The following is a 25,673-nucleotide window of genomic DNA, read 5'->3' on the forward strand; positions in this document are numbered from 1 at the left end:
ATTTATCCCTCCACTGTTTCAAATTTAATATCATGCTGTTTCATATAGGTGGATAAGTCCCACATCTTATCTCTAGTAGCCGTAATTTTTAAAATACGTGTTAATGACACCACTTCGCCCGTATTGGTATCTACAATTTTCCCGCTCTTTGTTTGAACCTGATGTTCCGCATCCACCTGTGCTTGCAAGTCTTGTTGACGCTGCCGTTCCTTGGTAGATTTAACTTGTTTGTCAATTGCAACTAGCAAGTGCTGAACATCCTGACCCTGATCTAGCTGATCAACCCATGGTAACGGATCAACATGCTGGACAGTCGCATAGCGATTAATCATTTGAGTATCAGTTTCTAATTTATCCTTAGCATTTTTTATTGTAGTCATGCTAGCAGCAATTTCAGTAATGACTTGCTTATGGCTGATTGACTTATTCAACCAGCGCGGATCGATTTCAATTTCGTTGACTTCAATCCCATAGTTCGGCGCCATTTCATCAAGTAGCACCAGCAGCTCATCTTCACGTTGCTGACGACGCTGAACTTCAAGTTCACTTAGTCCCATATCAATCGGCGCAATGACCGTATCAATCTGGTTTTCAAGCGTTTTGACTACTACTTCAAATTCTTTTAGTGGTTGATTATAGCCACGCTTAATTTCCTTACGACGTTCATCAAGTGCTCGCTTCAAAGAATTCAGTTTCGCTCGTACTTGCTTAGTATCTTTAACATTGCCCTCAGTAATTACCAGGTCAGAATATCGAGCTACATACTGAGCAATAGCAGCTTGCAAACCATCCAAATTATTGATAATGATTGGTACCGGCTTATAGTCAACCGTGTAGTCTGGTAAGTTAATTAATGAATTGTCCATTTAAACAAGCCCCCGTAGTTTGTTTAGTTGTTCGTTGTCAAAGTCTAATTGACGGTACAACTTACGCAGTGATACCGTGTCACCAATCCAGATACTTCCAATCAACGTTTTTATGATGTCGATGTGCAAGTTATAAAAATCTTCCATTACAACCATCCCCTAACACGTTGCCAAAACGTCTTTTTAGGCGTATTATTAACTCGAAAAATGATATGCTGTGTTTCTAATTTGGTACCCACGACTGGTTGCACCCGGTGGTGGGTATTTTGTTGTTCCGGCCAAATTTCAAACAGCATTCTGCTTACTTTTTTCATCTAATCCTCCTAACCGACTACTTTCAATGCTGATACAAACATTTCAAACTGTCGTCCATGGCGACCTTTGATGACTGCAACTTTCCGCGAAGTCTTACCATACGAATCTGGCTTAACTTCAATCACTCGACCAGTCCCACCTTCAATAATGACTTGACCTAAAGTGATAACATCTGGATAACTGACACGGTCATTGACTTTAATAACCATGATATTCACCCAATTCTGGTAACAGAAAATGCCATTGGCCATCATCCGCTAAATCTGCGGCCCGGTAATTGATACCACTTTTGTTCAATGCCTCTAAAAATGAATGACGATATGTCTTATTCGCTGGCTTAGTGAATTCTGACTTATAAGCCATAAATTTAATTGTAGTTAACAAATCGGCTTCATCAGCCATAATTTTGTCCCACACAGCCTTATGCTTGCGATAGCTTAAAGCCGCTTCAACTTCATCTTCGTTGTACATACTGAAACTCCTCCTTAAATTCCAAATAAATTAATTACTTCCTTAATCATTTGTCGGCAGCCAACTTGAAATGACCGGAATAACAAACTTAGTACAACAATTCCAAAAAACATTTCCATTTTGCACCTCCACTTAAATATTTTTGAATCATCATCTACCCGCCTAGGTTTTAAATGTGCAACTGTTGATGATCCATTAACCATTTTTCGACTGCCGGTGCATACCATTTACCGTCTTTCTCCGGTTTTGGGAATCCATTAGCATCCCGATAATACTTATCAAACGAATCAACTTTAATTCCAAATTCAGCATCAAACGCTTTACGACCAATCATCTTATGGTCAACAGCCTGTTCTCTACGCCCATCTGCAACACCTTGCTCATAAGCCCGTTGAAACAATCCCGCTAAGCTTGCTGCCAAACTATCCATTTTTATCATTCCTTTCGGTGTATAATTTTATTAATCTATTAAATCGAGGTAAAAATTGTGGAACTTAATTACGATTTCGTTCGTGAGATTTTACTCACCTGTGCTGCTTCTACACATCCTATGGGACCATCTGAAGATGAGATTCGAAAACTTGCTGACGATTATGAAGTGTCTTTAGATCAGTTGGCATACACCGTGACTTGTCTGTTTCAGGCTGGTCTAGTTGTAAATAAGGTTGCATATACACTTAGCGGCCCATATCTTGTCTCTCCTGGCAATCTGACTTGGGACGGAAACGAGTATCTCAATAATATTCGGAATACCTCTGTTTGGGAGGAGACCAAGGATAAAGTGAAAAAATCAGGTTTATCTGTTTCTCTACAAGTTCTGGGGGCTGTCGCTACTGCCGTAGTCAAAAACAAACTAGGATTAAATTAATTTGAAAACATAGTTATCAACTAAGACATATAGATTATCTTTAGACGGAACTAAGCTAAAGATATCCTTTTTTAATTGTTCACTTGGAAATAGAATATTGTTTAAATCTGTTGATCCACCAGTTAATACTGGAATATTATTTTTCGCTAATTTATAGAAATACACGTAGTCATGCTTCATTTACATCTACCTCATGTTTATTCGTTCAAGCTTAACGATGTTTGTCGAATAATGGTCTTAGTCGCTGTTGACGGCTCCCAATCATTAACGAAGTCCATTACCATCCGATAATCCTTTTTACGTAACATTGACCGAGCACTTACACCGGCAATCTTCTTAACGCCCCCATTAATATCTTTGAACAACTCACCGCGCTGCTGTTGAGTAATCTGACCATAGCTATTTGATAACTCAGACACTCGCTGATTAATCCGACGTGCCAGCACATTGTAATCTGGCTGAGGAATAACTTGGTTCTCTTTTAGATCCTTTAAATCATCCTCAACATCATCTAGTCGTTGATTAGTTTCTTCGTTTGCGTCCAGTGCCAATTTTGCAAGTTCACGTGGTGACGTTGGTAATGCTGGACGTGATGGATTAAAATAATTTTCTTCCAACTCGTCAAACATGTCCCAGGCTCGACCAGTACCTAACATTTTTGAATGTCGGCTTGCGCCACGCTTAGTCCACAGATAAAGTGACCGAGTCATGGGGCTAATTTGCAGGTCGAAATTTTCGACTTGCAATTTAAAGTGTGCCAACTGTTCACGATTCAATTTGAAGTAATGTTTTCCTTCAGTAAATTTATCTCGATTATTATTGAAATTTTGCTTAATTCGTTTAGAAGTAGTCCCGTAGAAGTTCGCTAATTGCTCAGTTGTTAAAATTAAGTCACCCTTAAATTTCACTTGCTTTAATTCGTTCATTTTTACACTTCCTTTACTAATTGATGCTGCTTAAAGCGCACATATTCCATAATCCTTGACCAGCGTTCCTCATCCAATTTTGAAGCAGTTAATTCTTTGCCAAGAACCATTCTTTTTACTAACTGAGACATCTGACTTTTGCTGAGACCAACAATCTTACCAGCATCTTCTTGTAGAAGATGTGCTTTATTTAATTCACCTTCCCATGTCCACTTATCTTTCATAACGTCACCTTCTTTCCTAAAATATAGTACTAAAGTTGTTAAACTTAGTTGACTTAATACACTTTTAGTACTAAAATTACAATCATAAATAAGCCATATAAATAGCTGCTTAATTCTTGATTATTGCCCGCCTGCCAGTTGGCTTGAAATCAGAAACTTTTTATATACACTGTTTAACAACTTGGTACGTTTATTAATATAGTACTTATTTAGTACTTTGTCAAAGAAAAATAGTACTTTTATAATACTAATAATATTTGTACCCTTAGGGGTGTTGATATGACGCTGTTTGAGCGCGTTAAAAAAATTGCTAAAAAGAACGGATTTTCACTTGCCGAAGTAGCACGTCAAGCAAATATCGGTGAAAAAAGTATTTATACTTGGAAACCATCTAAAACATATCCTAACGGAGTGAATCCAAGCCGCGACGTGCTAGACAAAGTAGCAGATGTGTTAAGTGTGTCCACTGATTATCTGCTTGGTAAAACGGATGACGAAAATATAGAGAGTGATCCAAAACACATCGACGTTGATGACATCGTGAATAATTCGGCTATGCTAACTTCACGTGACCACGCCCTATCGGATGAGGACCGCGCTGCCATCAGTGCACTAGTATCAACTTACCTCAATAGTAAAGAAGGCCAAGACCGACTACGCAAATATGGTGGCTATGACAACGAGGGAAATAAAACTGAAAAGCGAAGTGATTAGATGATTTTTGAAACCTTGGACGACGCACTTGCTGATATCAGCAAGCTGGGTACATGGGATTCTGACCGTCTAATCGCTCACTATGATATTAGCTGTCAATACACGGACGACTTACCCGAAAATGTAAATGGATATAGTATCCCATTAACTCGAACTATGTTTGTAAACGAAAGAGCTGCCTCTCCTTACCATGTACAGGATCATGAATTGATGCACTGTCTAACTGATTCTAGTAGCGAGCCACTTATTGAGACTGCCATGGTATCAAACACTAAAATTGAATTCAGAGCAAATTTTGGTGCCTTCTGTATTATGGTAATGGATTACATCACAAAATCTGGAATTGAGCCAGAAGACTTTGATATTCTGCGATTTGGAAAAGCTTATAACATCGACACTAAATATCTTCTAAACGCTCGGAACGCTGCGGAAAAAATGCTTAAAATCAAAATTAACAGTGGCGCTTTCGGCTTGTAAATAACTGACCAATCCATAAGCCACCCATTTCCTAGTAAGTCTAAAACTACTGACCAACGATCTCATGTCATTAAAAGGTGTTTCAACTAACAATAATATTGGGGAATATCGTTGTTATACGGGGGGGGTAACAAGTTTTACCGTCAATCTTAATGGGGATCAATATTATCTTGGAGGAATTTAAAATGACTGTTTTACAGCAAATCTATTATCTATCTTTAGTTATTTTTGCAATACTTGCAGGAACATGGCTTTATGGCAAGAAGGCCGGTAAATGGCAATTCATATCTGGAAAAATAGTGCTTTATTCATTAGCAACTGCGATAGTTTTGTATCTAATCTTTATCGTTGCTGGGCTATTTTTTGGAAATCCTGCAAACAAGTCCAATACCGAAACAGAACAGAGTTCTTCGGTCATATCGTCCTCTTCATCCAGCAGTAAAAAAGAAAGTAGCAGTAGTAGTTCTGAAAAAGATGAAACAGCTGGCAATATTCTCAGTAATATGGATGCAAAAGAATTAAAAGAATACAATGATAGTCTACTCAAAAGTTTAAATGAAGATCAAGGCTATGCAAACGATGGTAAGAAAGGTTATGAATATGCAACTTACATTGACACATTAGCATTTGATCATAACAAAGGATTAATTGTGAAAGTTAACTCTGAATTTACAACCCTTAACGATGCACAGAAGACGACTGTTGCTAATGGTGCACAGAAATTAGCCGCAGCTCAACTTGTTATTATTGGTAAGGATATAAGTGCAGACAGTTCACCAATTCAAACCAATGTACATTATGGTGCTGATCGTGTTGGCCACTCTAAATATACCAATAGCTCCGAATTTAAATGGACTAAATAAAAAGCGCATCCCCTCCCGCCAAGAAGTTGGATGTGCTCTGACCAAATACTGATGTCTTTAAAAACTGTAAATAACTAAAGAGAGTACTAGTTAAGGAGAGGATTATTATGATTACGTTCGAAATTCTAAAACAATATTATGAAAAAGAACTTCTTCCCAATAGCTTGAATTTAGCACTTATTTCACTCCACTATAACAAAAGAGAATATTCTATCGTCATGGAAGGACTTGATGATAGAATAAACGCTCAATTTCACAATCCTAAAGTTACTGGTTATAGTCTCACTTTTGACAAGGTCGGAGCCACTGATAACAAAGAATTTACATTGAAGCTTAATCATAAGTTTCAGATGCCTAGCTCTTTGGATAAAAAAGACTACTATAAGCTTCGCTATTTCTTTGAAATACCTTACAATCGAAACGCTACAACTAGTTTCACACTTTTGACATTTATTAATGAAATTGATGGAGCTTTCCAATTCGCAAACTACTCTCAATATTCAAGAATATATAAGACATCTAAGTTTAAGCTACCTGATCCAAATGCAGTTTACTTCAAGGGCTTAAAAAACTGGGATAAAATCAATCGCTTATCAAGTGGAAAAGACAAACACGTTACATTGACTAATCGACACAAAACCAGCATTTTATTACCAGATCTTTATTCTAAAATTAAAGACGAAAACATCAGCGTAATTTATACTCCCAATGAAACTGGTCCGCGTTCTGAACAACAACTAATTCAGCAAAAGCTTCGGAAAGATTCCTAATAATGAACATCTCTCCACTAGAAGATTAGATGTGCCACCCTCCTCGGTAGGTAGTACTGGTTCGACTCCAGTCGAGGGAATATTGCTAAAATTAAATACAGAATGAATCAGCCCACTCGAGTTTCTGGTCTGATTTGTGTATACTATAGAAAAACACGTGAACTAAGGAGCATTGCACTATGAATATTAACGCAGTTGACCTCTTCTGTGGGGTAGGTGGATTAACACATGGATTGGAACAATCAGGCATTAACGTTGTCGCTGGAATTGACATTGAAGAAAAATGCCGCTTTCCGTATGAACAAAATAATCACACAATTTTTATTCAAGGTGATTTGAAAAAGATCTCAAGTAAAACTATTGAGTCCCTATATCCGGCCAACACAGATATTAAAATTCTTGCTGGGTGTGCTCCTTGCCAACCATTTTCTTCTTACAGCTATCGTTACAAAGGAACTGACACTTCCGTTAACAAATTAGATCTCTTGGATACATTTGGAAGAATTGTTAAAGATATTCTACCAGACATCGTCTCCATGGAAAACGTTCCACAGTTAGCAAAAGAACCAATTTTCGAAAAATTTATTGCTACCCTAGATTCTCTAGGATACAAAACACGCTGGCATGTCGTATTTGCACCAAAATACGGAGTTCCGCAAAAGCGCAAACGGCTTGTATTATTAGCAAGTCGCGTGGAAGAAGTTGATTTAATTCCTCCTCTCTTCGACGAAGATAATTATCCAACTGTACGTGAGACGATTGGTACGCTTCCACATATTGAATCTGGTGATACCTGTGCAACTGACCCAATGCACAAATCTGTTAAACTTTCTGATCTAAATCTCAAGAGGATAAAACAATCCGTACCTGGTGGAACTTGGCACGACTGGGATCATGATCTTCTACTTGAAGCTTACAAAAAGAAATCAGGACAATCATATACTGCGGTTTACGGTCGAATGGAGTGGAACAAACCAGCACCCACAATAACAACAAAATTCTATGGGTATGGTAACGGCCGTTTCGGTCATCCCGAACAAAATCGCGCTTTGTCTTATCGAGAAGGTGCTATGTTACAGACATTTCCTAAAAAATATGTTTTTTTTGACAATCAACATCCAATTTCGACTCGAGACTTAGGGGTCATGATTGGTAATGCTGTACCAGTAAAATTAGGTGCAGCCATTGGAAAAAGTATACTAAACAGACTATATCAAAATTGGAGGCAATGAATTGAACAAAATAATAGATGATACAAAGCTAAAAGAAGCAGCAAAACAAATCAACTTACTCCAGAAACAAGTTGATTACGATACTCGAGATTATCCAATAAAGTATTTGGTGGACGGCTTTGAAACAGATTTATTTGTAATCCCTAATTATCAGCGTAAGCAAAGCATCTGGCCTCAACATGATAAAGAACGGTTTATCGAATCCTTAATACTTGGTTATCCAATCCCACTTATATTTTTATCAGATACTGAAGACGGTCAACTGGAAATTGTAGATGGCCTTCAGCGAATTACAACTTTAAAAGAATTTATAAACGATGAATTAACTCTGAAAAAAATGGATAAGTTAACCTCTCTTAAAAGCTTCAAATTTACTAACTTGCCGCTTTCCGAACAACGACGCCTAAAGGCTAAACCATTGCGCGTAATTGTTCTGAGAAAAAGTACGGATGAAGAGACCAGAATTGATTTATTTAACAGAATTAACACCTCTGGAACTAATGCAAATCCTGCTGAAATACGAGGCGGATCTCAGGCCCTAAATAAATTTATGGTACTTATAAAAGAATTAGCCAATCATAAAACTTTTTTAGACCTAGTTAATTTATCAGACAACAAGCTTAAAAGGCAAGAAAATGTTGAACTTGTTTCTCGTTTTTTCGCGTTTGCTCATAACTATAAAAAATTCCAACATAATGTAGGTCAGTTTGTGGATGAATATATAAAAATAACTGGAGAAAATTTCAAGTCTAATATGAAAAAAACTTTTTCTGCAGAATTCAAAAATACGATTAATTACATCTCACATAATTACCCACAGGGGGTATTCAAGAATGCGAACGGTCAGACACCTCGTGTCAGATTTGAGGCTCTGACAGTTGGGACATTTTTAGCCTTACAAGAAAACAACAACTTAGAAGTAGATGCAGCTTTCATCAATGAGATGGTTGCCACAGACGAATTCAAGATACTAACAACATCGGATGGTAGTAATTCGCTTAAACGAGTCACTGCACGAATCGAATTTGTAAAAGAATATCTTCTTAGTGGAGAAAATTAGCATGGACTTTGACAAAGAAGGTTACAATGACAAAAAAAAGGAACTAAAGTTTTATTTAAAGTGTTTAAACGCAACGTACGAGATTGAACTTGAGGCAAACTCAGGTATTCCCTATGGAAAACACTTCCAAACAAAATTTTCAAAATATAGCTATGAGCTGGGAGATTTCATAGTAATTTTGAAATCAAACACCTATTTAATGGTATACAACATAGTTGAATCCACAACTCGAGAGTTGATTTCTCACATATACGATGAAGTCAACGGATCTTCCCTACGCTACCAAGATATCAATGACAAACTTCAGATTTTATGGAAAGACTATCATTTTCGCAAAATAGAGTCTGAAATTCATGCTTCGTCACAAACTTTCATTGATACAGCAAGCAAAATGATCGATGAAATATTTAGTGAGAGCTCCATTCAGTTTAATAATGAGGATATATCATTATCAGGTGATGCAGATTTAAGATCTATCTCTAAATTATTTCACTCCCACGGTATTGAGTTGGATAAAAACACAACGAAAAGATACAAATCTGATTTATGGAGTGTTAAAAACTCAAGAAACAGCTTAGCCCATGGTAGACAATCATTTATCGATCTAGGTAGGGACACCACAATCGTAGATCTTGAAAAGATTTCAGATCATATTTTTAAGTTTTTGGAGTATCTAATTCGTATGACCGACAGACTTATTCAGAAAGAATATTTTCAAAATTAAAAAGCACATCCCCTCCCGCCAAGAAGTTGGATGTGCTACACATAAAACATAGTGGAATAATCCACTCTTTTTACATACATAATTTTATCACAACAAAGGAGGTGATGCCGACAAGTCCTTAAAATTCTACCCGCCTAGGTGAAATTTAAGGAGGAAATATTAATGGCAAGTATTACTAAAAGAAATGGCAAGTGGGCCGTCCGCGTTAGTTACTATGACGAATTCGGCAAACGATGCTTTAAAAATAAAAGTGGCTTCACTCGCAAAAAAGAAGCTGAACAATGGGCTACCGAATTAGAGCAAGCTAAGTTTGATAAATCCATTGGTAAAACTGATACAACAATACTCTTTTCAGATTACTATGAACAGTGGTTGGAAACTTATAAATTTGGCAAAGTCGCACGAATTACTGAACAGGAATACCGATACACACTGCGTCAAATAGTTGAACTCTTACCAAAGGTTCAACTATCAGCAATGACCCGGTTACGGTACCAACAGTTCATCAACGACTTTGTTCATGGTAACTCAGAACAACGTGACAAACGTGACCTTAAAGACGACCAGCCCTATCATAGTAAATCATCCGTTGAAAAACTGCACGGCCATATTCACGCCGCTGTTGTAGATGCAGTAGCGGACAGATTAATTAAGTCCGACTTCTGTCTGCATACGGAGTTAGGCGGTCACGCTGGTAAATCAGCACAATTGAAGTATCTTGATGCTGAGGACATGCAGAAACTAGCTGCTGAGGTCAATAAAGACATCAAGCTAACCTCTACCAGTAAATCGATGATCTACACCGGCTTACTAACTGGAATGCGAGTAGCTGAAGTTTCTGCACTCACTTGGCCTGATATTGATTGGCAAAACAAAACTATATGCGTTAATAAGTCATGGGACTATGTTTATGGTCAAACATTCAAGAAAACTAAAACCGAATCCAGTATCCGGACAATCACCGTAACTGACGATCTTTTAAACCATCTGAAAACATTGCACGCTTTACAGATGGCTGCTAAGTTAGCTAACCCTGACCATTTAGTTTTCTGGAATCAACGTGGCCGTATTCCCAGTCCGGGAGCATGCGATAATCTGCTTAAAAAATACCATGACTCATTGGGTATTAAACGAATTAGCTTTCACGGCCTACGTCACACCCATGCTAGTTACCTACTCTACTGTGGTGTAAAGATGGAATACATCTCCAAACGACTAGGTCATAAGAACAGTTCCATCACTCGTAACGTCTATGCTCATATGATTAAAGAAGACCAACGACAGGAAGACGAACGGACCTTAAAAGCCCTCTCTCAGGTCAACTAACATGGTGCACTTTTGGTGCACTCAACAAAAATGATGGCGCTAAAAGGCTTGATATCAATGATACGAGAGTATACTCGAAAGGTTGTACTCTCCTTATTAAAACAGTAGAGACCAGATTCAAAAAATAAGAACCCTGACAAATCAACGTTTGTCAGGGTTCTATTTTTTTAGAAAAGGCTAGAAAGGGATAGAAAAGAAAAGCATTTTGCGCATATTTTGTGCGTAACATCGATTGATACGTATAGGGTTAGCCTTTGTTTGAATTTAGCATTTTGCGCAATTGGTTGAGTACAGGATTTGACAACTTTGATACACCAACGTTTTGAAGGTGCGCGCGCAAAATTATTTAAACGAAAAATCCCCGTACCAGTCAATTAAGACCAGTACGGAGATTAGTGTTTATTTTATGTTTCGGCTAAGCGTAATCGCACTTAATGTAAAACCATCGATGATTGTTCTTTTCTTGACTTCATTTGTAAGACTAGCTTCATTCATTAACCTGTACTCTACTATCTTCTCCGAGGACTGTAGTTTAATTTTTTTCAATTCAGAGAGTTCTACTCGTACAACATGAATTGAACTTTTAATCAAACCAGAATCGGGTTCTACTTCTCCTAAATCAATCGTCTTTATTACAGTCGATAAATTTACATTTAGTTCTTCTTTCAACTCACGTTTGGCTGCTGCTGAATAGTTAACCACCCTACCGTCTATTTCATCTGGCTCAACAAACCCTCTCGGAAACTCCCAATTAAACCGCCCGTCAGACCTTTTAATCTTAATCATTAAATACTGATTTCCAATAGTTGTAACAGTAATTACACCAGCTGTATTTTGTTTTAATGATAAAACCCCATGATTAATATTGATATCATAATAACTGAAGTTTTTCCTACCATTACTGTAATAATCAAAGTCTAGTATCCAAGTTTTATAGCTTTTTGCGCTTTCAACACTTTCATTTAAAAGTTTATACATATGACGAAAATAAACAATGAACACCAGAGCAAATGCCACTATTAGAATGGTAAATAATACTGCCTGTTTGCTTCCCCAATTAACTAGTTTGTAGATACTATGCTCAATCATAATCAGCGGAACCATTGAAAATATCCAAACCCCGTAGAACATACTATCTTCAGTAGAATTAATAGTGTGTTTGAACCATTTTATGATTGACCGCTTCTTACTCTTATTTTCCTTTCCATTTGCCCTATTATTTACCAGCATTTCCTGAATTGTATTTTTCAAATCATCAACTGTCACATACTGGTTTTGATGAGCCATGGCATAGTTAATCACATATATTGCATCCAAATACTGTGTATGCCACCCTCTTAAACTAGCAATTGAAATACATACTATCGCACCAATAACACAAAGTGCCAAGTCTAATATCATCATCATGACTGGCCCACCAAAATTCGCTTGAATCGTGTGATTTGCGGTTATTATAAAACTAATTAATACTGCGTAAAAGGTAACCACCTGATCACGTTTATGTTCTTGTTCACGCAAATGCTCGTTCGTCTGATCATATATTTGCCTTAAGTAGTCTAGAAATACTCTTTTATCTTCATTCATATTCATTAGATAACAACCTTTCGTTAAAGTAATTATACAATAGTCACTAAAGCAAAAAAATCCCCACACCAGCCATTATGCTGAGGTGCAACAATATGCATGGTTGGAAAAATTGGAAAATATGGAAAAAAGTAGTTATCATTGGCATGATACTGCTAGTAGTATATGAACTAGTAACGGCCGTCCAAGCACTGATAAGCTTTATAAAATAAAGAGTGAGAATACGGCTGTAAGTGATGCACGGTCCGGGCAAGCAAAAAAATATGACACTAAACATCCTGAACAGGCGCAACAACGTAAAGCTAAATCAGCAGCACGTAGTTTCATTAAAAATCAGGCTACTCTTGATGATTTAAAAGAATCAGAAGAACTTATTAATGAACATGAAAATGATCTCAAATAGCTTAAAAAATCAGAATCCTAGCTAACCCAACGTTTAGCTAGACTTCTGATTTTTAGTTTGTACTGACAAATTGTCAACCAAGTGCAATCACGTGAAACAAAACTGGTCGAACACTTTAGCCGTACGGAGATTGCTCGTTATGCCTTTAGTAAAAAGTTCTAAGATACATTCTCGTACAGATATAGTAAGATGATGATAGTTCATAGCGAGTACCCTTTTACTTTTCTTAGTCGTTAAGTAATTGTACTCGCTATGAATTTTTTTGTTCAGCTACAGGTTGCACTTCAATTGTAAATTCCTCATCCTAATAATTGTGCAACCAAGCCACGGCCATGCGCACTGCGGCGAGCGACAGGTATTAATTCATCACAAACCACTACCGCTGAATCCACTGCAGCAATACTTAAGGTACCCAATAACGTAATGGGCGATACTGTATCACCAACACGCACTTGCCACTCAAATTGACCAACCAATTGCGTCGCACCAGCCGCTAGCCGTAACCAATATTGGCGGCCATCCAGGGCTTGAAATTTAATTCGTTGACTGGTTAATGCCAAAACCTCACCATTTACCGGTGAATAAACCGCATCATTACTTGGTTGTAATGCTAAGACTGCCGTCGCCGCCGTCATTGCTGGCACTGCTGCTAAATCCACCGTCCGGCCTTGAACAGGTGCCGAAAGTTTCGATAATTGCTGTTGTCGCCAGAATCCCATGAAATGACCCCCTCTATTTTTCTATGCCTTTACTCTAACCTATGAAACCCGTATCAGGTCAAGGCGATAATCAGAATTCCTCAAAAAAAGCGAACCGCTAATAAAACGCGATTCGCTGATAGATTCTTTAATTAAGCTAATTCTTGCATTAATGTTGATAATGCTGGCTGAGTTGCTTCATCCAAAGCATATTGTTGCCGATAACTTGCAATCGTGTCTGCATCAAAATTAGTAGGATCAACGGGCATAAAACTCGTGTCAATTGGATCAACATTCTTAATCTTTGCGTCCAACACGATTGGCAATTTATTCCCAGCGGCTTGAAGTTGGGCAATCTTTGCCATGGCTGCTTTTAATTCGCTCAAATTAGTGGCTTTCAAACCAATAGCGCCCATGTTCTCCGCCATGCCAGCCCAGTCAGCACCAATCAAATCAATCCCGTATGGCGCTTGACCAGCTGCAATCTTTTCATGACCAATATAGCCCAGTGCTTTATTTTCTAGGACCACATTGATTACCGGTAACTGGTATTTCACTTCAGTTAGCAAGTCTGGCATGACCATGGCATAGCCACCATCACCTGAAATGGACCAAACCTGTTGATCAGGATAGCTCAACTTAGCTGCTAAACCAGCTGGCAAACCAAAGCCCATCGTGCCATACCAAGCTGACATAGCAAACCGTTGTTGCTGGTTAAACGGTAATTGTCGAATTGCCCATTCTGTATTATTCCCAACATCTAAGCCAAAGACTGCATCCGGTGTTGCAGCAGCTTTAATCGCTGCCATCACGCCTTCAGCCGCTAAACCAGCATGATCATCTTCAGCTAATTGGATTAACCATTTATCCCAGTTGGCCTTGTCTTGTTTAGCAGCCTGAACAAAGGTTGTTTCAGGACGTGTGATCTTCGTCGCAGCTAAGGCGGTTAAAAACTCACCCGCATCCGCCAAAACAGTTTGATCCGCGTCCCGTTGCTTGCCTAAATCTGCTAAATTATTGTTCACTTGAATAAATTTAATGGTTGCTGGCAGGAAGCGGGCAAAAGGATAGTTGGTCCCAACAAATAAGACTAAATCAGCAGCTTGTGAAACTTCAAAAGCGGCCTTGGTACCCAAACGCCCACGAGATCCCATGAACAATGGATGATCAGTTGGCATCACACCAGTTGCAGGTGCGGTCGTCAACACTGGTAAATTGAATTGTTCGGCAACTTGAACCACCGCTTCACGCTGACCACGAGCTCCCTGACCAACCCACATAATTGGATGCTCAGCTGCTTGTAACTTAGCTGCGACCGTGGTCACATCAGCTGAATCCAATACGGGTTTTTGCATCACTTTAGCTAACGGTGCCGTCTTAAACCCATCAAAATCAATCGTTTGACCTGATAAATCATCCGGTAAAATCACAACCGAAACTGAGTGGGTCGCATAGGCTGAACGAATTGCTTCGTCAACAACATATGGGATTTGTGCTGCATTCGTGACTTGCTTATGAAATTCTGCAACATCCGCAAAGACGGGATCTTGGTTCATTTCTTGGAAAAAGTTCGTATTCATAATCTCCGTTGCGGATTGACCAACTAAGGCTAAAACTGGCACTTTATCCATTTTAGCATCATAAAGGCCATTTAATAAATGTACCGAGCCCGGCCCAGCGGAACCAAAACTAACGCCAATTTTGCCGGTTAACTTTGCATCAGCCACTGCAGCTAAGGCGCCAATCTCTTCATGGCGTACTTGAATATACTTAATTTGTTCACGCTCTTGATATAATCCATCCACAGTATTATTAATTGAATCAGCTGTAATGCCATATAAGTGATCAATTTGCCAGCTTTCTAATACTTTTGCTAACGCTTGACCAGCAGTCATTTTTGTCATGTTTAATTCCCCCTAGATTGTTTGTGTCAATTTTAAGCACATCGTTACTTTAAAGCTAACTGTAAGCCTTGTCAAAATTTTTGTCTAAATCGATTGATAACTTGCCAAATCATCTAGCACATCTTGTAAGGTTATTTTTGCCATGCGACCCTCAGCACTACTTTGAATTTGTTGATAATACGTCGTCATCACTTTCGGAATCACACTACCAACTGGACAAGTTACCGACGTATCTCGGTCAACTGATAATAACTCACGATGCGTGCTAACTGCCAGATAAATCGCTTTTAGGCTAATTGCTGCTGGCTGAAAAGCAAGCTGTGGCTTAGCGATGCCACGGGTTGATTGTAATAAACCAGCCTTTCGTAACTTACTCATCAATCGCCGCACCATCGTTGGATCGGTATTTAAGCTAGCTGCAATGCGGTCGCTCTTTAACTCATCCGCCTGATGGAGAGCCACATAAGCCATGATATGGGTTGCATCACTTAATTGGGTATTTGCCATCATTTTCACCTCAATCTAGGCCCTAATGTTGTGTTAAATAATAGCACATCATAACTAAAAAAACGAGCTTTAGCAACTTGCCAAAGCTCGTTTGGGTCATTGATTGCCCATTTTATAGTCGTTCACGGTTGATACGGGCTTGATTTAGAAACCAATAATCCGCAGCATCCCCCACCAAATGATGATAGGGTACTGGTGTAATCCCTTGTTGGACTAACTGTTGCGCTAAATAGTTCCGTAAGATCCAAGGGTCTTCAATCCGCTGCACCTTCAATGCTAACACGGCTTTAATCCGTTCTGGCGTTGTTTGTAACGCTACCGCAACTTGTGCGCATGATAACCCGCTACGGGTAAAATTCGCTTGTAACTCTTGGCTAGTCGTTTGACGTTCAACTGGATTTAATGACATTTAATCAGCGGTCCCTTCCAATAAAGCTTGCATGACTTGTAATAGTGGTGCTTGTAACTGTGTCTGTTGTGCTGTTGTTAGGCCACCTTGAACTCGTTGGTCCAAAGCGGCAAAACTTAACTTGATTTTTTGACTTAACGCCGTCCCGGTAACTGTCAAAAATAGCTGTTTTTCGCGATCATTCGCCGGTGCCGACCGCCGTTCAATAAGTTGTCGCTGGCTTAGCCCTTTTAATAAATTAGAGGTACTGGCCGCTTGCCGATTCAGGTGGTCTCCAACTGCCCGCTGGTTCGTTCCAGGGTGATGATGAATATAAGTTAAGGTACGTGCTTGCTCAGGATTTATCCTCCATTGTTTCAATTGACGACTCAACTGCTGCTCTTCTAATTTGGCAATTTGATAAATCAAACTGGCCAATGATGGTTGCGTCTGCATAACTTGTAGCCTCCTTACTACCATGACTATCATAACACCGATAGTTTTAATCACAAGTGTTTTAGATAAAACTATTAACTAAACCAATAGCGCTGAACAGCCGACTAAGTAACGTCTGAAAGCCGATACGCCGTTCAGTCACAACTAAAAAGTGTGCTACTTTGAGTTAATCTTCAAAGTAGCACACTTTTTTCATTTCTTAAAATTCCATCAAGCTTAATTTATCGTAACCTTTTAGCTTGTCGTCACCGTGTAACGCTTTTAATTCGACTAAGAAAGCCGTACCGACCACGTTACCACCCAACTCTTCTACGAGCTTGATTGTTGCGGAAATGGTCCCACCAGTTGCTAATAAATCATCTGTCACCAAGACATTTTGACCTGGTTTAATCGCATCTTTATGCAAATAAAGGGCTGATTGGCCATATTCTAAGTCATAAGTTGCTTTCACGGTTGCCCGTGGTAACTTTCCCTTTTTACGGGCAGGTGCAAATCCCACGCCTAATTCATAGGCAACTGGGCAACCCACGATAAAGCCCCGCGCTTCTGGTCCAACAATCATATCAACATGCTTATCACGCGCAAACTTGACGATTTGGTCAGTCGCTTCACGGTAGGCTTCACCATCCGCCATTAAAGGCGAAATATCCCGAAAGATAATCCCAGGTTCTGGATAATCGGGAATACTTGCAACATACTTTGTTAAATCTAATGCCATTGCTTAATAACAGCTCCTTCAATTCTTCTCTGCGGCTTGATTTTTTACCCAGGTTTGGAGGGCCGCAGATTTACTATACAAAAGCGTTTCTTCAGCGACGATTTGTTGCTCACGTAACTGATAACTAGGGGCGTGATGTAAGTCCGCTTTAGGCGGATTCGAAACGCCATTCATGACACCATCATTTATTTTAACAAATCCGACCTCAAAAAACACCTGTATCATAAAAATAAGCAAATTTCGTTGTAAATGTAAGTGACTAGCAACTAATGATAATTGATGATGAATGTCCACATCTTGCTGGGTCATCGCAAATTTATATAAATTCGCAAATTGTGTTCGGCTTGGCATTCCTGCTAAATAGAGCGACTCCCGCCGATATAAATACAAAGTTAATTGATTAAGCGGCAAGGCGGTTAATACAGCCGTTAAATCGGCCAAGGTATCCGGACAATCCACTACAAAGACCGGCTGATCTGGCTTAATCGCACTAAAATCAGTGGTCTGATCATTCACTAAAATTGCTTGCGCACTTGGATTTAAATAATCCGACAACCGTTTCAACAATGCAGCATGGAAAAATAAATAAATCCCCGGCGTACTAAAATTAGTTGCAGCCAAATGTTGCGTTCGGACATCAATCACTTGCGACCCCGTAATGGCTAAATCTTTAATCATAATCTGCGGCGTCGTCCGTCCATTCCATGTATTGGCATTTAGTTCACCAACCACACTAACATCCGTTGGGCTAGCCTGAATAGCTGGCGCTGCAGCCCCCATTGAAAAGGCAATCGCATCTACTTGTTGCTTACCATCACTTAATTGTAACTTTAAATGCTGATGTTCCGACCCAATGGCCCGTACTTGTGGGACTGCGGTTGGTTTTAATTCAAAGAGTGGCGCTGGATTATCCGTGCCAAATGGTGCGAGACGTTTGAGTGCCGTCAGTGTTGCTAGCGAAGCCGCTTCAATAGTCAATTCACCGGCCAAGTTTAGCTTTGGTTGCGCATTTTCAGCCAAAGCTTGCGACGCAGCTGCCGTTTCTAGTGCCGCTTTAAGTTCAGCTAATTGATCAGTCATCACGGTTAACCCAACGGCCATATGATGCCCACCAAAAGCTACTAGATTTTCCCGAATTGGATCAATCGCCGCAAATAGATTATAGGCCTCGATACTCCGACCACTGCCCTTCAAGCGACCGTTTTCGTCCGCATTTAAGACTAAGGTTGGTTTACCGGTACTTTCCACAATCCGACTCGCAACAATCCCAAGAACGCCTTCGTGCCAATCGTGACCCGTAATAACCAAAGTTTGTCGTGCTTGGTTTTCAGCTGCTTGGGCTTGGGCCAACGCTTGATCCGCAATATCATGAACTAAGCTTTGTCGTTGTTCATTCAACTGATTGATTTGAGTGGCTAACTCAGTTGCACGGGCCTCATCCAAAGTCGTTAATAATTCTACGCCAGACTGCGCCGATTGTAGCCGCCCCAAAGCATTCAGCCGCGGCGCAATCCCAAATCCAATACTGGTTTCATCGAGCTGATCCGGCGTAAGCCCGGCTGCTTTGATTAACGCTGCTAAACCTGGCCGGGACGTTTGCTGCAAAACTTTTAACCCTAAAGTCACTAAGGTTCGGTTCTCACCAGTTAGGCTAACTAGATCAGCCACCGTCCCAATGGCGGCCAAGTCCATTAACTCTTCTGGTATTTCTTCTAATAACGCTGTCGCCACTTTAAAAGCAACCCCAGCACCAGACAGGTCTCCAAATGGATAGTGCCCTTCTGGGTGTCGCGGATGCACAATCGCATAGGCTTTTGGTAACGTGCTCGGCAATTCATGATGATCGGTCACCACCACATCAATGCCCTCAGCCTGTACCGCATCAATCACGGCATTGCCTGCAACCCCATTATCTACCGTAATAAAGAGTTGAGTCCCCGCCGCAATCAACCGGTCAAAGGCCGCCTGATTGGGGCCATAACCATCTTTAAAGCGGTCAGGAATATAATAATTTACGTTAGCCCCAATTTGTTCCAGCGTTTCGTACATAATTGCCGTACTTGTCAGCCCATCGGCATCATAATCTCCGTAAACTGTAATCTGATCATCCGCCATGATGGCCGTTTGAATCCGTTCAACGGCCCGTTCCATATCGTGCATTTGTAACGGGTCATTCAACGGTTGCGCCGCTGCATTTAAAAATTGTTCTGCTGCCACCGTCGTCGTAAACCCACGTTCAATCAGTAGTTTTGCAACTAACGGCGGGACATCGACCGCCGCTGCTAACGCCGTCACCGCAGTATCATCAGCTACCGCTGTCGGTAAAATCCATTGTTTTTTAGCCGCTAACATGGCATGCTTCCTTTCAAAATGCTTTATTTAGTTGGTGTCGTTGGTTGCGCAGCACCTTTACCGCTAGTTTGCTTTCCTTTATTATTTAAGCGTAACGTCAATCGTTTGTTTTCCGCCGTTAAATCAGCGATTTTTGCTTGAGCATCTGTTAAAGTTTGCTTATATTCGTTATTCTTTTTCACTGAATTAAACGTTGCCATTAAAACAGCAATCGCAACTCCTAAAATCAGTGTAATTAAAATAACGAGAATTAACGGCCATTGAACTTTGGCTACCCCAAAATTAACTTGGACTGGATCCACATTTAAAATAGCAAAAACGACAATGACCAAAACAATCACTAAAGCACTCACTAACCGCCATTGATTCTTCATCCTACCAACCCCTTATTTAAAATTAAATACTGTCCCAGCTAACCAATCGCCAAGTTTGGGCGCCATCTGATACCCTAGATTAGCGGCAGCCATGAGCCGTGGGCGATTAAGCTCGCGGCGTTGGTGCCCTAACTTACTCACAATTAACGCCGCTAATTTAACGGGATTTAACGCAATTTTATCAACTTGTTCCAAATAATGACCAGTCGGATCGGCTGTTTTAAAGAAATCAGTCGTGATTGGTCCAGGATTAACCGTCATCACATTGACCTGCGCCGGCTTTAATTCCAACCGTAGTGCGTTGTCATAAGCAATCAAGGCGGCCTTAGTCGCAGCATAGACCGCTGACTTCGGAGTAGCCAGCTTGCCAGCAATTGACGCCACATTCACAATTTCCCCGTGTTGTGCCAACACCATGCGTTGAGCCGCTAATTGACTAACATACATGACGCCCAGTGTGTTAACCCGAAACATGCGGGTCATCATAGCCGGTGAAATCGCCACTGCTGGCGCTAAATACCCAAAGCCGGCCGCATTAATAACGATATCTAAGTGTCCAAACTGTTGATCAATCGTCGTAAAGACCCGTTCAACCGCTGCCACTTGGCTAATATCGCCGGCACAAACTAACGCTTGCGCCTGAGATAACACCCGACATTGCGCAGCCACGGCTTGTAACCGTTCTGCACGTCGGGCCATCAAAACAACATGGGCCCCCTGTGCAGCCACTGCCAAAGCGAGCTGTTCACCTAGTCCACTAGATGCCCCGGTAATGAGCACCGTTTGACCCGTTAAATCTGGCATATTGGTCACCTCAACTTTCTTATTTAAGCGGCACCTCAATTAAATCAAAGTCCCGCACGACCTTAGTGTTTTTAAACACTTGTTGCGCTTGTTTTTGGAGTTCTTTTGATAATTTACCCGTATAACGAGCAGAAATATGGGTTAATAAAAGCTGGGTCACACCAGCTTGCTTCGCCACTTGTGCCGCTTGCGTACTAGTTGAATGATAATAATTACGGGCCAACTTGCCCTCGTCCTTGCCAAAGGTGCTTTCGTGAACTAACACGTTCGCATTTTCAGCTAAACTAATGGCATTCGCCGTTTTGCGCGTATCCCCTAGAATCGTCACAATCCGACCAGGTTGCGGTGCTGCAATAAAATCTTGACCATTAATCGTCCGACCATCGGGCAACGTCACTGTGAGACCAGCCTTTAATTGACCATATATCGGACCGCTTGGAATCTGCATAGCTTTCAGCTTCTCGGCTTGTAACTCGCCTGGATGCGCCGCTTCCTCGACCCGATAACCGACCGTTTCAATCCGATGTTCCAAATGTTGGAAAGAGACTTTAAACGTCGCATCTTCAAAGATAACCCCATCATCACCCAGTTCTTCAAAATGGAGTGGATATGATAGCCGCGTGCCAGAAACCCGCAGTGCAGTCATCACAAAGTCACGAATTCCCTTAGGCCCATAAACGGTCAAGTCCTCATCACCGCCTTGAAACGATCGTGAACTTAAGAATCCTGGTAACCCAAAAATATGATCGCCATGTAAATGCGTAATAAATATTTTAGTAATCTTGCGTGGCTTTAACGTCGTCCGTAAAATTTGATGTTGTGTCCCTTCGCCCACATCAAATAACCAGACCTCATTGCGCTCATCAAGTAGTCGCAAAGCTGTGCTTGTTACATTTCTAAATTTCCCCGGTGAACCGGCACCGGTACCTAAAAATTCTAATTGCATATTTTTGTTCGTCCTTATCTGTACAGTCTGCTAATCATTTTACCGAAAATAATTGAATTCGACAACGATTAGTCTTTGTATTTAGTCTCAACCTATTGTATCATTTCAGACGGAATTATTAGTAACGAATTATTGGAGGTTCCCGATGCGTTTAATTGATTTCAAACTTTCAACGGTGGATTTGGACCGCCAGCTCCCACTCTATTGGGAACACGACCACCAACAGTTCCCGATTGACACCTTGACCTTAGTCGCGTCACACTTGATTTTACAGTCACACCCCCAGGCGAAACCCATGACCTTAGACCAATTAACGGCTCGCACGCGCCAAGTCAATGGTCATGTTCAACTGATGGTACAACCGGCGGCCGACCTAATCCCATTATTTGGCTATCGGTTAAGCCAACACCACCTATTATTAGGCTAAAAATAGTAAAGAGACGTCAGCTCAAAAATGGGCTCACGTCTCTTTTTAGGACTAGGTACTAGTCCATGAATTGGAATTGGTAATCTAAAATTTGAATGGTATCATCGTTCTTTGCACCAGCAGCCCGTAAAGCATCGTCGATTCCCATTCCGCGAATCTGACGTGCAAACCGCATCAAGCTTTCTTCACGATCTAAATTGGTCATCTTAAATAAACGTTCCAACTTTTCACCAGAAAGGACAAACAAGCCTGGTTCTGGATTATCAACCGTGAATTCTTGACTAGGTTCAGCTTGATACTCACGATGGGCCACATCATCAATCCCTTTAATTGGGAATTGAGGCGTCGTATCTAATAAGTCCGCCGTTTGCGCAAGTAAGGCTTTAATCCCTTGTTGCGTAATGGAAGAGATTGGGTAAATTGCTGGCACCGTGGCCAACGTATCATCCTTTTTTAACTTCGCTTCAAACTCAGCTAAATGTTCGGCTGAATCAGGCATATCCATCTTTGTCGCCACCACGATTTGTGGTCGTTTTAGCAATTCAGGATCGTAACTCGTCAATTCATGATTGATTTTTAAGTAATCTTCAAATGGGTCATTCTCTTCGACACCGCTCATATCAATCAAATGTAAAATAACACGCGTCCGTTCAATATGCCGTAAGAACTGAATCCCAAGACCAACACCATTCGCGGCGCCTTCAATCAATCCCGGTAAATCTGCCATAACAAAGTCACGCCCGTCATCCAACCGAACCATCCCTAAGTTTGGCACCAACGTCGTAAAGTGATAAGCCGCAATCTTAGGCTTGGCGCTAGTAACGACGGATAAGAGCGTCGACTTACCAACAGATGGAAAGCCAACTAAACCAACATCCGCTAACACTTTCAATTCTAAGCGAATCGTTAATTCAGCGCCGGGTTCCCCATTTTCGGAAATTTCTGGAGCCGGATTTTTAGGACTGGCAAAATGAATATTACCACGACCACCACGACCACCTTTTGCAATGACGAGTTTTTGGTCTTTTTCGGTAATATCACCAATTAAGTCACCACTTTCAGCATCCGTTACGGTTGTGCCAAGTGGCACTTTGATGATGCGATTTTTAGCGGAACGTCCTGTCATCTGCTTAATCATCCCGTTACCACCGGATTCTGCCTTAAACTTACGGGTATACCGAAAATCCATTAACGTCCGTAACCCTTCATCGGCAACCAGCACGATACTCCCACCGCGACCACCGTCACCACCGGCTGGACCACCGTTAGGCACAAATTTTTCGCGCCGGAATGCAACCATCCCATTGCCACCGTTACCGGCTTTTACATCTACTTTTACTTGATCAACAAACATCGTTTTCTCCTGTTTCTTCTATATTATTTATCTACGAAATGGTTCGTGCGAAATTAGATACCTGACCTAGTATACAAATGTTCAGTGACTACGTCAAAGTATCCGCTGTAATCGCCCGTTTGTGACTACGCTTAAATCACAATGACTGCTTTTGAACTAAATTGACGTTTTTTGAAGCTTTTTGTTGCGTTTTGACGATTGAACGTGTATATTATTCTTCGGAGGGATTTGAAAGTGCTTACAGAAGAGCGTCAACAATACATTTTAAATACAATCCGTTTTAAGGGCATTATTAAAATCAAGGACATTTGTTCAAAAACTAATTGTTCAGAGTCTACGGCTCGCCGCGACTTACAACAATTAGAAGAACAAGGTGACTTATTGCGCGTCCATGGCGGCGCTAAATATATGAACTCACTCCAAGAAGAACCTGCCATGAATGACAAGGTTTCTCGTAATGTGGATGCCAAAGATCGAATTGCCCAACAGGCCGTCGCCAACATCCAAGTTGATGATGTCATTTACTTAGATGCTGGGACGTCAACTTTAGCGATGATTGCCCACCTCAGCCCGCGGTACAACTTGCGGGTCGTCACTAATGGCGTCGTGCACGCTTCAGTCTTAGCCGACATGGGCATTAAGACTTATCTACTTGGTGGCAATTTAAAAAATACTACCAAAGCCGTCATCGGACCGGAAGCCGTAAAATCCTTACAAGAATATCGTTTCAATAAAGTTTTCTTGGGGATTAACGGTGTCCATCCTAAGTTTGGGCTCACGACGCCTGACCCTGATGAAGCCATCGTCAAAAAGACTGCGATTGCGCAAAGTGAAGAAAGTTTTATCTTAGTGGATAACACTAAATTTGACCATGTTTCCTTTGCCCGGGTTGGCGATCTCGCTAGTGCGACGATCATTACCGACCATTTAACGCCAACTTTGGCGGAACAATATCAACCATTAACCACTATCCAGGAGGTCACATCATGATTTACACCATTACCGTCAATCCTTCGATTGATTACGTGGTTCAACTGCCCCACATGACACTCGGCAGCGTTAACCGCCTTGCCCATACCGCTAAATTACCTGGTGGTAAAGGCATCAATGTTTCACAAATTTTAAACGAATTGGCGCAACCCAATATTGCACTTGGTTTCTTAGGCGGTTTCACGGGTACTTTTATCAGCACCGCTTTAACTGCCAAAGGTTTGACCAGTCGCTTTACGCCAATCGCCGATGACACCCGTATTAATGTTAAAATTCATGCGGATGCTGAAACCGAATTAAATGGCGCTGGCCCCCAGATTACCGCAACCGAAATCGACCAATTCTACCAAGAATTAGCCCAATTAACACCAGACGACGTGGTTGTCATGTCAGGGAGCTTAGCACCTAGCCTTCCCGACAGCTTCTACTATGACATCATTCAAAAAGTAAAAGCGGCTGGCGCAAACTTCGTAATTGACACTACTGGTGAAGCCTTAAAGAAAACCTTGCCAAGCCAGCCATTGGTCGTCAAGCCAAATAATCATGAATTAGCCGCTTATTATAACACGACTTTCAATAGTCAAACCGACATTATCGCTGCTGGTCAACGGATGTTAGCAGAAGGTGCCCAACACGTCTTAATTTCAATGGCCGGTGACGGTGGCTTGCTAATCACACCAAACCACGTTTACTTTAGTCCCGCACCGAAGGGTCATGTAATCAACTCTGTTGGTGCTGGTGATTCAATGATCGGAGGCTTTGTCGGTACCTTTGCTAAAACCCACGATGCGGTTGAAAGCTTTCGTTATGGCTTAGCTTGTGGGTCCGCAACTGCTTTCTCTGAAGATATTGCCACCCGGGCTAAGATTGATGAAATTTTACCTTTGATTAAGATTGAAAATTTAACTAACTAACCAGTTCAGAAAGGACTG

31 protein-coding genes are annotated in these 25,673 nt (G+C 40.9%); 12 read left to right on the plus strand and 19 right to left on the minus strand.

The window, feature by feature from the left end:
- Nucleotides 1–2: 2 nt before the first annotated feature.
- From C5Z25_RS01665 to C5Z25_RS01680, 5 genes are all read right to left on the minus strand, one after another.
- Complete coding sequence (locus tag C5Z25_RS01665) at nt 3–866, minus strand: DUF1351 domain-containing protein (RefSeq protein WP_105451066.1); 864 nt, start codon at nt 864–866, stop codon at nt 3–5.
- 146 nt (nt 867–1,012) lie between these two features.
- Nucleotides 1,013–1,180, minus strand: coding sequence for a hypothetical protein (locus C5Z25_RS12495; RefSeq protein ID WP_158682885.1), 168 nt, complete (start codon nt 1,178–1,180; stop codon nt 1,013–1,015).
- 9 nt (nt 1,181–1,189) lie between these two features.
- Nucleotides 1,190–1,390, minus strand: a complete 201-nt coding sequence (locus tag C5Z25_RS01670; RefSeq protein ID WP_105451067.1) for a hypothetical protein — start codon at nt 1,388–1,390, stop codon at nt 1,190–1,192.
- Nucleotides 1,380–1,652 (minus strand): hypothetical protein, encoded by a 273-nt coding sequence (locus C5Z25_RS01675; RefSeq protein WP_105451068.1) that lies wholly within the window; start codon nt 1,650–1,652, stop codon nt 1,380–1,382. Before C5Z25_RS01675 ends, C5Z25_RS01670 begins: the two co-directional genes overlap by 11 nt.
- A 169-nt stretch (nt 1,653–1,821) precedes the next feature.
- Nucleotides 1,822–2,082 carry a hypothetical protein gene (locus C5Z25_RS01680; protein WP_105451069.1) on the minus strand — a complete coding sequence of 87 codons (261 nt, stop codon included), beginning with the start codon at nt 2,080–2,082 and terminating at the stop codon, nt 1,822–1,824.
- Nucleotides 2,083–2,139: 57 nt separating this feature from the next.
- Between C5Z25_RS01680 and C5Z25_RS01685 the strand changes: the two genes are divergently transcribed.
- On the plus strand, nt 2,140–2,520 hold the full coding sequence (locus C5Z25_RS01685; RefSeq protein ID WP_158682887.1) for a DUF2513 domain-containing protein: 381 nt from the start codon (nt 2,140–2,142) through the stop codon (nt 2,518–2,520).
- Between the two features lie 197 nt (nt 2,521–2,717).
- On the opposite strand, the gene C5Z25_RS01695 is transcribed toward C5Z25_RS01685, so the two are convergent.
- The gene (locus C5Z25_RS01695) at nt 2,718–3,446 is read right to left on the minus strand and encodes an ORF6N domain-containing protein (protein WP_105451072.1); all 729 of its coding nucleotides are present in this window, start codon (nt 3,444–3,446) and stop codon (nt 2,718–2,720) included.
- A 2-nt stretch (nt 3,447–3,448) separates the two neighbouring features.
- Nucleotides 3,449–3,670 carry a hypothetical protein gene (locus C5Z25_RS01700; protein ID WP_105451073.1) on the minus strand — a complete coding sequence of 74 codons (222 nt, stop codon included), beginning with the start codon at nt 3,668–3,670 and terminating at the stop codon, nt 3,449–3,451.
- 279 nt (nt 3,671–3,949) lie between these two features.
- On the opposite strand from C5Z25_RS01700, the gene C5Z25_RS01705 reads away from it, so the two are divergent.
- The 8 genes from C5Z25_RS01705 to C5Z25_RS01740 all read left to right on the plus strand — a co-directional run bounded on the left by C5Z25_RS01705 (nt 3,950) and on the right by C5Z25_RS01740 (nt 10,836).
- Nucleotides 3,950–4,384, plus strand: coding sequence for a helix-turn-helix domain-containing protein (locus C5Z25_RS01705; RefSeq protein ID WP_105451074.1), 435 nt, complete (start codon nt 3,950–3,952; stop codon nt 4,382–4,384).
- Nucleotides 4,385–4,861 carry a hypothetical protein gene (locus C5Z25_RS01710; RefSeq protein ID WP_105451075.1) on the plus strand — a complete coding sequence of 159 codons (477 nt, stop codon included), beginning with the start codon at nt 4,385–4,387 and terminating at the stop codon, nt 4,859–4,861.
- A 185-nt stretch (nt 4,862–5,046) separates the two neighbouring features.
- On the plus strand, nt 5,047–5,724 hold the full coding sequence (locus C5Z25_RS01715; protein WP_105451076.1) for a hypothetical protein: 678 nt from the start codon (nt 5,047–5,049) through the stop codon (nt 5,722–5,724).
- 107 nt (nt 5,725–5,831) lie between these two features.
- Nucleotides 5,832–6,494 carry a DUF6037 family protein gene (locus C5Z25_RS01720; protein ID WP_105451077.1) on the plus strand — a complete coding sequence of 221 codons (663 nt, stop codon included), beginning with the start codon at nt 5,832–5,834 and terminating at the stop codon, nt 6,492–6,494.
- Between the two features lie 179 nt (nt 6,495–6,673).
- Nucleotides 6,674–7,726, plus strand: coding sequence for a DNA cytosine methyltransferase (locus C5Z25_RS01725; protein ID WP_105451078.1), 1,053 nt, complete (start codon nt 6,674–6,676; stop codon nt 7,724–7,726).
- Between the two features lies 1 nt (nt 7,727).
- Nucleotides 7,728–8,786 carry a DUF262 domain-containing protein gene (locus C5Z25_RS01730; protein ID WP_158682889.1) on the plus strand — a complete coding sequence of 353 codons (1,059 nt, stop codon included), beginning with the start codon at nt 7,728–7,730 and terminating at the stop codon, nt 8,784–8,786.
- A gap of 1 nt (nt 8,787) precedes the next feature.
- Complete coding sequence (locus tag C5Z25_RS01735) at nt 8,788–9,510, plus strand: MAE_28990/MAE_18760 family HEPN-like nuclease (protein WP_105451080.1); 723 nt, start codon at nt 8,788–8,790, stop codon at nt 9,508–9,510.
- Between the two features lie 162 nt (nt 9,511–9,672).
- Nucleotides 9,673–10,836: a site-specific integrase gene (locus C5Z25_RS01740; protein ID WP_105451081.1), complete on the plus strand. Its 1,164-nt coding sequence runs from the start codon at nt 9,673–9,675 to the stop codon at nt 10,834–10,836.
- A 399-nt stretch (nt 10,837–11,235) separates the two neighbouring features.
- Here the strand turns inward: C5Z25_RS01740 and C5Z25_RS01745 are convergent, their stop codons facing one another.
- The 11 genes from C5Z25_RS01745 to rnz all read right to left on the minus strand — a co-directional run bounded on the left by C5Z25_RS01745 (nt 11,236) and on the right by rnz (nt 21,970).
- The gene (locus C5Z25_RS01745) at nt 11,236–12,426 is read right to left on the minus strand and encodes an NUDIX hydrolase (protein ID WP_105451082.1); all 1,191 of its coding nucleotides are present in this window, start codon (nt 12,424–12,426) and stop codon (nt 11,236–11,238) included.
- 696 nt (nt 12,427–13,122) lie between these two features.
- Entirely contained in the window at nt 13,123–13,542 is a 420-nt protein-coding gene (locus C5Z25_RS01755) for a PTS glucose transporter subunit IIA (RefSeq protein WP_105451083.1), read from the minus strand.
- A gap of 131 nt (nt 13,543–13,673) precedes the next feature.
- Nucleotides 13,674–15,425: a thiamine pyrophosphate-dependent enzyme gene (locus C5Z25_RS01760; protein ID WP_105451084.1), complete on the minus strand. Its 1,752-nt coding sequence runs from the start codon at nt 15,423–15,425 to the stop codon at nt 13,674–13,676.
- 84 nt (nt 15,426–15,509) lie between these two features.
- Nucleotides 15,510–15,932, minus strand: a complete 423-nt coding sequence (locus tag C5Z25_RS01765; RefSeq protein WP_105451085.1) for an Rrf2 family transcriptional regulator — start codon at nt 15,930–15,932, stop codon at nt 15,510–15,512.
- A gap of 112 nt (nt 15,933–16,044) precedes the next feature.
- Nucleotides 16,045–16,341 carry a DUF2316 family protein gene (locus C5Z25_RS01770; RefSeq protein ID WP_105451086.1) on the minus strand — a complete coding sequence of 99 codons (297 nt, stop codon included), beginning with the start codon at nt 16,339–16,341 and terminating at the stop codon, nt 16,045–16,047.
- Nucleotides 16,342–16,776, minus strand: a complete 435-nt coding sequence (locus C5Z25_RS01775) for a MarR family winged helix-turn-helix transcriptional regulator (RefSeq protein WP_105451087.1) — start codon at nt 16,774–16,776, stop codon at nt 16,342–16,344.
- A gap of 199 nt (nt 16,777–16,975) precedes the next feature.
- Entirely contained in the window at nt 16,976–17,494 is a 519-nt protein-coding gene (locus C5Z25_RS01780; RefSeq protein ID WP_105448576.1) for an adenine phosphoribosyltransferase, read from the minus strand.
- Between the two features lie 18 nt (nt 17,495–17,512).
- The gene (gene recJ, locus C5Z25_RS01785; RefSeq protein WP_105451088.1) at nt 17,513–19,846 is read right to left on the minus strand and encodes a single-stranded-DNA-specific exonuclease RecJ; all 2,334 of its coding nucleotides are present in this window, start codon (nt 19,844–19,846) and stop codon (nt 17,513–17,515) included.
- Nucleotides 19,847–19,869: 23 nt separating this feature from the next.
- Nucleotides 19,870–20,220 carry a lipopolysaccharide assembly protein LapA domain-containing protein gene (locus tag C5Z25_RS01790; protein ID WP_105448578.1) on the minus strand — a complete coding sequence of 117 codons (351 nt, stop codon included), beginning with the start codon at nt 20,218–20,220 and terminating at the stop codon, nt 19,870–19,872.
- Nucleotides 20,221–20,232: 12 nt separating this feature from the next.
- Nucleotides 20,233–21,024 (minus strand): SDR family NAD(P)-dependent oxidoreductase, encoded by a 792-nt coding sequence (locus tag C5Z25_RS01795; RefSeq protein WP_105451089.1) that lies wholly within the window; start codon nt 21,022–21,024, stop codon nt 20,233–20,235.
- 19 nt (nt 21,025–21,043) lie between these two features.
- Nucleotides 21,044–21,970: a ribonuclease Z gene (gene rnz, locus C5Z25_RS01800; RefSeq protein WP_105451090.1), complete on the minus strand. Its 927-nt coding sequence runs from the start codon at nt 21,968–21,970 to the stop codon at nt 21,044–21,046.
- 145 nt (nt 21,971–22,115) lie between these two features.
- Between rnz and C5Z25_RS01805 the strand changes: the two genes are divergently transcribed.
- The gene (locus C5Z25_RS01805) at nt 22,116–22,397 is read left to right on the plus strand and encodes a hypothetical protein (protein ID WP_105451091.1); all 282 of its coding nucleotides are present in this window, start codon (nt 22,116–22,118) and stop codon (nt 22,395–22,397) included.
- 58 nt (nt 22,398–22,455) lie between these two features.
- Here C5Z25_RS01805 and obgE read toward each other — a convergent pair whose 3' ends face one another.
- Nucleotides 22,456–23,751: a GTPase ObgE gene (gene obgE, locus C5Z25_RS01810; RefSeq protein WP_105451092.1), complete on the minus strand. Its 1,296-nt coding sequence runs from the start codon at nt 23,749–23,751 to the stop codon at nt 22,456–22,458.
- 234 nt (nt 23,752–23,985) lie between these two features.
- On the opposite strand from obgE, the gene C5Z25_RS01815 reads away from it, so the two are divergent.
- Complete coding sequence (locus C5Z25_RS01815) at nt 23,986–24,741, plus strand: DeoR/GlpR family DNA-binding transcription regulator (protein ID WP_105448583.1); 756 nt, start codon at nt 23,986–23,988, stop codon at nt 24,739–24,741.
- Nucleotides 24,738–25,655: a 1-phosphofructokinase gene (pfkB, locus tag C5Z25_RS01820; RefSeq protein WP_105451093.1), complete on the plus strand. Its 918-nt coding sequence runs from the start codon at nt 24,738–24,740 to the stop codon at nt 25,653–25,655. Before C5Z25_RS01815 ends, pfkB begins: the two co-directional genes overlap by 4 nt.
- Nucleotides 25,656–25,673 lie beyond the last annotated feature (18 nt).

The sequence above is a fragment of the Lactobacillus sp. CBA3605 genome (assembly GCF_002970915.1).
Classification (GTDB): Bacteria; Bacillota; Bacilli; order Lactobacillales; family Lactobacillaceae; genus Lactiplantibacillus.